Origin of the sequence: Catalinimonas alkaloidigena (genome assembly GCF_029504655.1) — a bacterium.
Classification (GTDB): domain Bacteria; phylum Bacteroidota; class Bacteroidia; order Cytophagales; family Cyclobacteriaceae; genus Catalinimonas; species Catalinimonas alkaloidigena.
Window position 1 is genome coordinate 5,896,627 of sequence record NZ_JAQFIL010000001.1, and the last position, 9,557, is coordinate 5,906,183.

A 9,557-nucleotide genomic window follows, 5' to 3' on the forward strand; every position below is an offset into this window, starting at 1 on the left:
AAAAGTAGACAGCCTTATAGCTGCCTACTTTTCTTGTTTTTACACATTTATTATTCTTTATAAATACGCATCTCTGAGTATGTGCTTTCTGAAGATACTTGTAAAATATATATTCCTGCCTTCAGTGAGCTTAAATCTAACTGCAAAGTATTGGAAGTATTTACCTCAGGGTATTTGACCCATTCATTTCCCTGCATATCAATTACCCTTACCGTTACCTTATCTAAGTTTGTAGTAAACTCAACTTTTTGTTCACCTTGAGATGGATTTGGATAAGCGTTGACTTCCAGAAAGTATTTTTCAATCTCTGAAGCGTTGAATCTAAAATATCCCCCACATTGCAAATTCTCATCCTGTAAATAACCTTCCTGGCAGTCTCCATCAAGGTATACGCCTACGCCATACGTTGTGGAAGCTTCTGTCTCAAATACTTCACCATCAATATCTATCTTATCAACTCTAATTCCAGTATATGGCTGATAACCTTTATCATTGATATAGACTACCTGTACCTGAGAAGCTTTGAGTTTCGCACCTTTATGCTCGTATACATATTCCTCAAATATAGGATCATATACATTTCCACCAATATAGTCCCAACTCATCACTGCTTCTCCATCTATTCTTAACTCCATCGTTTCATAGCCAGATTTCCCAGCAGCATAAATAGTCAACGTACTGACAATCTCTTCCTCAGGCGCTTCTTCACCCTGGGTACTTTCTTCTTCCACCGTGACATTATCAATATAGTATGCTTCTTGTAGAGCAGAAGTCCTACTTTCTATAACGATCTGAATTGTCTCGCCTTGAATACCTCCGGTTTCGATATGAAACCACCGGTCATCTTCTTTCAAGTTGCCAGTATGTTCTAATATTGGTTGCAGGCTGCCTCCGTTGATACGATAATAGACATTAAGAAAGTCCCTGGCCGCTCCTGAATTCTCCATGACTCCGGTTTCTTTAATATCTATGCTTACCTTAACGCTTTCTGCTGTTACTATGCTGATTGGCTCACTAGACCATGTCACAGGGGTTACATTTCTAGATATGTAAAGCTTATTTTCTTTGATACCAAACAAGCCCTTCTCATCATCTTCAGTCCAGCTTAAGAACCAAGCTGTTTTATCTTTTTCACTTAATAAATTATCAGCTCCTTCAAAGCCTTCATACCAGGGTAATACCTGAACACGGCTTTCTTCGTATTCGTCTTTTACAGTGATATTATCCACAAAATAAGACTCTGAATTGGCTGAGGTTCTTCCTTCAATAAAGATTTCTAAAGTATCTCCTACCAGCCCTGCCTTTTCTATACGTATCCATTCATTTTGAGTGTGTAGATTACCATCCTGAAGTAAGAGTGCTTGCTTCTCGCCCTTATCTAGGCGGTAATACACATTGATGAAATCGTGCTGTATACCTTCAGCTTCCATCTTTCCCACTCCTTTGATATCAAAACCTATTTTTACACGCTTTGCACCAGTAATACTAATCGGGTAACTTGACCATTTGGTAACACTTGTATGCTCAGAGAAGTACAGACTTTCATCTTTTACTCCAAAAAGCTCATCTTCTTCTTGCCCCACCTGACTAAAAAACCATGCTGTTTCATCTTGCTGTTCTATTAAATCATTTGCTTTAACAAAATCTTCCTGCCATGGTAAAGCCTGTACAGGGCGTTCTACTTGATCCTCACTTACTTTTATATTATCCACATAATAACTTTCAGTATCTGTAGTAGTACGTGCTTGAATGATAATCTGAAGCTTCTTTCCAATAATGTTACGTTGCTCAAACTGATACCAATGATTTTCCTGTTCAAAGCCTCCATACTTAGCGATAATCGTTTTGAGGGGTTGATTATCTACTTTATAGTACACCTTTATAAAATCTCCGGTAGCTTTATCATCTTCCATGATCCCAACATATTTAGCATCAAAGCTTACTTTAGCAGCAGGTTGACCTGAAATGTTGATGGTTTCTGATACCCACGTCACATAACCTGCTTCTTTTTTGGAGGAGGTTTCAGATAACCTAAGCATATTGTCTTCTACCTGAAAGACAGCCTTGCTTGGTGTTACAGTGGATGCATCTAAATGCCATGCTGTACTACCAAAATCATCTCTGGTTTCCGCAGGAAGCGAAAAATCCTCGTACCAACGCTCAGCCGCCTCATAACTTAAAGTTTCTTTGACGAGAAAAGAGACTGACTTCTCACTCAATAATATACCCTTACCATCTACCTCACTATAGACTCTAACCTTAATTGTATTTTCTCCAATAGGTAGTTCTGCAGATTCTTCTCCATGCAAAGCATAAGGAGCTTCATTATCAATACTATAGTTTGTAATGCCATTCAAATCAAAAACTACACTACCAGCATCTCCCTCAACTTCCACATGTATATCCAAGTCATCAACCCTTAGTACAGATTTATCCAGTTCTACAATATTAGACGCTAAATCATACTCATCAAGTGTGTTAGCGTTTTCTTTGTTTACCAAGCTAATATCAGTAATCTCAGCTTTGGGCTCAGTACTACCTGTACTAATTACTTCTATATTATCAAGGAAGTAGAATTCAGTATAATCGCTGTTTTTAAATTTTACGATCAACTCTAATTGCTGTCCTATAACTTCAGAAATACTTACCTTAATTCCTGAACTACCTATCACTCCTTTGACCTCTTTTAAAAGATAATCTACTCCGTCTACCCTGTAATATACTTTAATATAATCCGGGTTATGCCTGTCTTCAAGGTCTCCCTGAGAATATAACATGAGAGAAATATCTATGATTTGACCTTCAATATTAATGCTTTCAGAGTGCCAGCTTCCTTCTCCAACTGCACCTCTTGCCTGCAAACGATTATCAACTACTTTAAAAGCAGCATTACCGGACATACTGCCTCTGTCCAAACTCCAGGCACTACCATCACTAAATCCATTATCATCAGTAGCGCCATCACTGGTGGTAAAGGTTTCTGCCCAGGGAAGTATACCAATTTCAGGCGTTGGAGAGTAGCTAATATCGGTCTGATAAGCGCCTAAGTCTACTGCTATTCCGCTTTCCCAACCCATTGCCTGAGCCACATCTTCAGGTAATGGAGCGCCTGACTTGATTGCCATTGAAGTAGGCTTAAGGTTTAGATTTCCCGAACTAGCATCTACGAAGAATGGATCACTACCACCTTGAATTCCAAAACCATGCTGTTCGTACCCTAATTTACTTCTGAATTCCTGAATAGTCTCCAGGCGCTGCTCTTCGTTACAGCTATTATTATTAATCTTCCACCTAACAGCCAAACTTGGCTTTCCTGCAGTAGAGCGATAATATGCATTATAATCTTGTTCAGCGATAGCATTATCATCACACTCTTTTTTCTTCATATGATACAAAGCTGAAGGGTATTCGCCGATAAAAGCTTCTGAAAGTATATTATTCTTTACTACGGTATTTCTGGTAATGTACGGATCATTAGGGTCTTTCTCGTCCCCACGGGTGCTTTCAAACACCTCTAGCGCTATCTCATTATTATGCAAAGTATTATTAAAGACTCTTACATCTGATGAGTTTGCAACTGAGATACCTGCTCCTATAAACCTCTCATTGCTACCACTTTCCAGCGACACATTACCGGCAATGATTACATCATCGGTGATTTCGCAATGTATCCCATTACGAGAGTTATTCTTTAAGAAATTATTTACCAGTATTGACCCATTACATTTTTCGTCCAGCCAGAGGCCATTTGCATCATTATCTACAAATGAGTTATTGCGTACCTCTACTTCTTTAGACCATAGGATTTTCACTCCGGCAGGCGACCAGCTGTTTCTATTGTATTTCTCCAGATTATTGTAGCTGAAACTATTTCCGATCAGCTTAACCCTATCAGAATAAGCTACACCTCCTCCCTGGCAGGCATTATATGCAAATAAGTTGTTTTTCAATACTACATCATCAGCATGCTGTATTCTGATACCAGCTGCACCATTCCAAACTGCTTCACTGTTTTCTACCGTTGCTCCTGATGAGCCAATAAATATACCTGCGTCAGTATAATGCATCAATTTTAGGCCACGAATGATAATACCAGTTTCTGATACACCATACGTATTTAAACCCCACCATTCTGCACTGATTTCTACTTGTTTGCCAGATGGGTTCGTACCGATATAGACTAGCTTGTTTGAATAGTCAACATAAAATTTCCCGGGACTTACTTCGCTCAATGAGCCTACCTGTATTTGAGATTGTCCATTGATATATACCATATCACGATGGTCAGCCATTGGGTTTTCTACGCCTACTGCTCTTCCGTCGTCATTATTTGGCTTGCCATATAAGTCTGACCAGTTTCCCTTCCAAATATTACCGGATGCTACCCAATCTCTTTTTACTTCACTACCCTTGAGAACCACTTCCGCACCGGGATAAGGCTGAAGAGTTAATCGGCGTGGAATATTAGTACTGTATTTACTAGTACGATAAGTCCCGCCCTTTATTACAATGGTGGTACCCCGAGGTGCTTTTTGCAACGCTGTAGAAAGTGCGCATGGGTTATTCTCACTACATGGCGCACTTCCTGTACCATCTGGTGATACAAAATATGCTCCACTGGGTATACTATAGTTAGCATTTGCTGGCCCATAGGTTCCACCGGGCTGTGCTATTGTTTGAATAGTACAATAACAAAATAACAAACAACACACAGATCTTACCCAAAGCTGCTGGGTAAGTATCCATTCCTTGAAAGTAAAGTTCCTATTCATAATCACTCATTTATTTGTACTATTCAAAGCATCAAATGAGCGACCACTCTGTCTCGTATTTATTGCACTTTACTAATATTATCCAGAAGTGTAATATTTAAACTATATGGTAGATTAGCTAAAAAAATGAGTGCTTTTGTTTTATTCATTCTTTTTCAGGTAGATTAAATTATCATCCTTATAACTTTCATTAGTTAGAATAAAATTAAAATTATAAAACATCACAAACTGAAAATACATTACAACAACATAAATAAAACATTTATACACCCTTCCTAACACAAATTGAAGTTAATTGTACTTTTACAATATCAAGAGAGCGATAAACAATTTGAATCATTGTACTTTACTAATAAAAAAGCCGACTAAATAGTCGGCTTTTTTATTAGTAAACAATTACTCCTCACTGCGGCTAGTCTTTCTGCAAGCGTATATTTTGGATATTACCCGCAGCATCTAGTACTCTCAATATATATATATTAGAAGGTAGGTGTGACAAGTTAAGATAAATGCTTCCTTCCGTACTCACCTGATCTCTTTTAAACATTTCATTGCCTACGTAATCCGTGATCTGCAGATTCACCTTATTATTCGTGGCGCCTTCAACATTAATGGTTATATCATTAACAAAAGGATTGGGTGAAACGCTAACCTCCAAAGGATTGATATTTAGCATTGCATTGTTACTAGCTGGTGAAGCATCATCTTTTACATTAAAATTGATAGTTTTTTGGTCTAGTAAAGTACCCTTTCCTCCTGATTGGCTGTATGCTTTGATTGTGATTGTATGCGAACCGACATTAAAGTACAGCTTTCTATACCCTGCACCATCACCTTGCAAAGCGTAAGGCGCTACACCCTCTACCTGATACCTTGACACGCCATTATAATCAAAAACAATGCTACCAACCGTACCAGAAATATTGACATACATATTAAGATCAGCAGAAGGAAGATCTCTCAAATGAATGGTTTCACCTTCTGTAATAGAGGTATAACCACTGACTTTTTCTCCCGTATTTTCTTTTACTACCGATATACTCTTTATTATATCACCTGAAGGACTTGGGCTTGGGCTAGGACTTGGGCTGGAGCCTGAACCTCCATCGCCTTTAACATTAAAATTAATCGTCTTTGAATCCAACAATGTTCCTTTACCATTTGAATTACTATAGGCTTTTATGGTAATTGAGTTAGCGCCTGGCTGTAGATCTAGATTACTATAGCTTCCACCATTACCCTGCAAAGCATAGGCAGCATTATTTTCTATCTGATAAGCACTAGTACCATTATAATCAAATACCACACTACCAACAGTCTTGCTTAGATTAGCGTAAATATTAAGCCCGGTAGAAGGAAGATCATCCAGATGCACGGTTTCGCCTTCATCAAGAGATGTATAGCCAGGAACCTTTGCTCCTGTACTCTCTACTACAATTGACATCCCCTCAATTATTCCCTTTGAGGGGGTAGCTGTAGTCGTTGAAGTATTAACATTTACATTATCCAGAAAGTAAAATTCAGTATAATCGCTATTCTTAAACTTTACAATGAGTTGTAGTGTCTTACCTTTTATGTTAGATGCCTTCACCTGTACTCCTGAGCTACCCAGTTTACCATTTACTTCTTTGACTAGCTTTTCAGAACCATCTACTCGAGTATAAACTTTCACATAATCTGAAGGGTCTTCCAAATCACCTTGTGAGTACAACATAAGGGATAAGTTTACTTCTTTTCCTTCAATATTAATTTGCTCTGAGCGCCAGCTTCCTTCCCCTACTGCTCCTCTGGCATGCAAACGGTTATTTTGCACATTAAATGCCGCATTACTTGACATGTTTCCTCTATTCAGGCTCCAGGCACTTCCGTCGCTTAAACCATTATCACTTGTAGAGCCATCGCTGGTCGTAAAGGTCTCTTTCCAGGGAAGTGTGCCCGTATCGGGGCTAGGGGCCTGTGACTCACTGATGTTGGTCTGATAGGCTCCTATGTCTACTACTTTGCCACTCTCCCAGCCCATAGCCTGAGCTACATCTGATGGTAAGGGAGCCCCCGCCTTAATAGCCATTGAGGAAGACTTAAGTTTAAAGTTGTCCGAACCGGCATTCACAAAGAAAGGCTCACTACCTCCTTGTATACCGAAGCCATTTTTCTCAAAGCCCAACTTGTTCTTGAACTCCTGTATAGTTTCAAAGCGCTGCTCTTCATTACAACTATTGTTATTGATTTTCCATCTTATCGCTAAATTTGGATCACCTGCAGTAGACCTATAGTAGGCATTATTGTCCTGCTGACTGATGGCATTATCTCCGCAATTTTTCTTCTTCATGTGATATAAAGAAGAGGGGTACTCACTAATAAATGCCTCAGATAAAATATTATTCTTAATAACCGTATTTCTGGTAATGTAAGGGTCATTAGGATCTTTCTCATCCCCTCGCGTATTCTCAATGACATCCAATGCTAATTCATTATCGTAAAGTGTGTTATTATACACTTTCACTCCAGATGAGTTGGCCACGGAAATACCCTTGCCCAAATAACTCTGATGCTTACCACTTTCAAGTACTACATTACCCGCGATAATTACATTGTTTGATATTTCACAGTGGATACCACTACGCGTACTGTTCTTCACAAAATTATGGACTATGACTGAGTTATTACTTCTCTCATCCAGCCAAAGACCATTGGCGTCATTATCTACAAAAGAGTTGTTTCGCACTTCTGCATTTTTCGACCATAACAGTTTGACTCCCGAGGCAGACCAACTGTTCCTGTTATAGTTTTCATAGTTATTTTCCTTAAAGCTATTGTTAATTAGCTTGATACGATCAGCATACGAAATACCCCCCCCCTGGCAGGCATTATAAGCGAACAAATTATTTTTAAGGACTACATCATTGGCATGTTGTACCCTGATGCCTGCCGCTCCATTCCATACTACTTCACAATTTTCAATTACGGTGCCTGGTGAGCCTATGAAAAGACCAGCATCAGTATAATGCATAATCTTCAGCCCTCTGATGGTGACTCCACTCTCATTAAGGTCATAAGTATTAAATCCCCACCATACCGCACTGATTTCCACTTGCTTACCGGATGGGTTCGTACCGATATAAACGTTCTTACTTGAGTAGTCAACATAAAATTTACCAGCGCTTACCTGACTTTTAGAACTCACTTGTTTTTGGGATTGCCCATTGATATATACCATATCACGATGGTCTGCCATCGGATTTTCTTTAATAGCTCTACCATCGTCATTATTAGGCTTACCAAACAAATCATCCCATTGAGTCCTCCAGGTATTACCAGAAGCAACCCAGTCTTTTTCTATTTCACTACCTTTAATAGTTACATTCGCTCCAGGATAAGGCTGGATTGTTAAACGCCTATAAATAGTTGTGCTATACTTACTAGTACGATAAGTACCTCCTTTTAGCACAATGGTAGCACCACGAGGAGCTTTTTGTAATGCTGTAGAAAGTGAGCAGGGATTTCCTTCCCTACAAGGAGCACTCCCATTACCATTAGGAGCCGCAAAATAGGCCCCGCTGGGAATACTATAGTTTTTGCTTACTGTACCAGATGTCCCGCTTGGCTGAGCCGAAATAGTCAAAACGGGAAATACCATCCATAAAGCGATAAGAAAGAGTAGATAGATTCTAGACTGTAAAGTAAAAATCATAGTTAAATTTAATGTGGAGAATTACTTAAAAGCTTTAGTTATTTTTGATGGACAGTCAAAAAGTACTCCAACATCTTATAAGAGATCTACATATGTAGGAAAGAAGTAATAACTAACCTTAAATTATTTCCTCTGAACTGATTTACTCCTTAGCACCTTGGTCAATTCCAAATAATTCTACGGTAGTTGAAAAAATAATATTCAAAGAGGCTTGCTATGCTTATTATATTGATAAGCAGCTTATCAAATTGAAAAACAGGCATTTGTACCTTTTAGTGAGAATTTTACATCAAAGTGTCATTAGTGTATTTTGATAGCTTTATTTTAAGATTTTTTATAAAATATTGACTGTAATATGATTCCATATTTTCTATGCAACTCTGATAATCTACATTCATATACATTTTTGATCAATCATTCTCCTTAAGACATTATACTCAATCAAAATGAAAATATGCTTAGTATAAATACTAAATGTGGTCATGTAGTTATACCTTATTTGTAAGTAAGTGGACAAAACTAAATTGGTATAACAGAGTTTTGAAAACAGATTTTGTCTTCGGTGCCAAAATTCTTCAGAATACTTTTGGCTACTTTAGTAAGCCTACTCCAACTTTTGTAGTGTTCTGGTTTGAGCCATTTATATTTCATTTTTCTCCACAGTATTTCTACAGCGTTCAAGTGAGGTCTATATATTCTGGTAGAAAGAAAATGTACAAATCTTGCGCTTGTCATTGCTCTATTCGCTCATACACAGCTTGACATCGGTAGATGGGCGCATTGTCCACCACCACCACCGTAGGTTTGTTAATGGTTTTCATAAAGTCGTCCCTACATTGCACGATAAACTCTCTAGTTGTCGTTGTTTCAGTAGGATAGGCTGCCAAGCGGTTATTTGAACTCATGAGCCCGAAAATACTCAGCCGCTTACTGTCTCTGGAAACCAGCTTTATTTTCTTTCCTTTCAATTGCCATCCATAGAGGATGTCGGGGTAAGGCAGAATCCCGGTGGGGACCACGGCAAAAAACAAGTCTATATTACCGTTTTTATGTTGCTCCACTAACATGACTAAACGTTTGGCTCTTTCTAGATA

Annotated in this window: 3 protein-coding genes; all 3 read right to left on the reverse strand. The window is 38.5% G+C overall.

From position 1 onward, the window contains the following. Nucleotides 1–50: 50 nt before the first annotated feature. Nucleotides 51–4,772, reverse strand: coding sequence for a right-handed parallel beta-helix repeat-containing protein (locus OKW21_RS23905; RefSeq protein WP_277484375.1), 4,722 nt, complete (start codon nucleotides 4,770–4,772; stop codon nucleotides 51–53). Nucleotides 4,773–5,184: 412 nt separating this feature from the next. Next, complete coding sequence (locus tag OKW21_RS23910; protein WP_277484378.1) at nucleotides 5,185–8,463, reverse strand: right-handed parallel beta-helix repeat-containing protein; 3,279 nt, start codon at nucleotides 8,461–8,463, stop codon at nucleotides 5,185–5,187. Between the two features lie 731 nt (nucleotides 8,464–9,194). Then, nucleotides 9,195–9,530, reverse strand: a complete 336-nt coding sequence (locus OKW21_RS23915; protein ID WP_277484381.1) for a transposase — start codon at nucleotides 9,528–9,530, stop codon at nucleotides 9,195–9,197. Nucleotides 9,531–9,557: the final 27 nt, after the last annotated feature.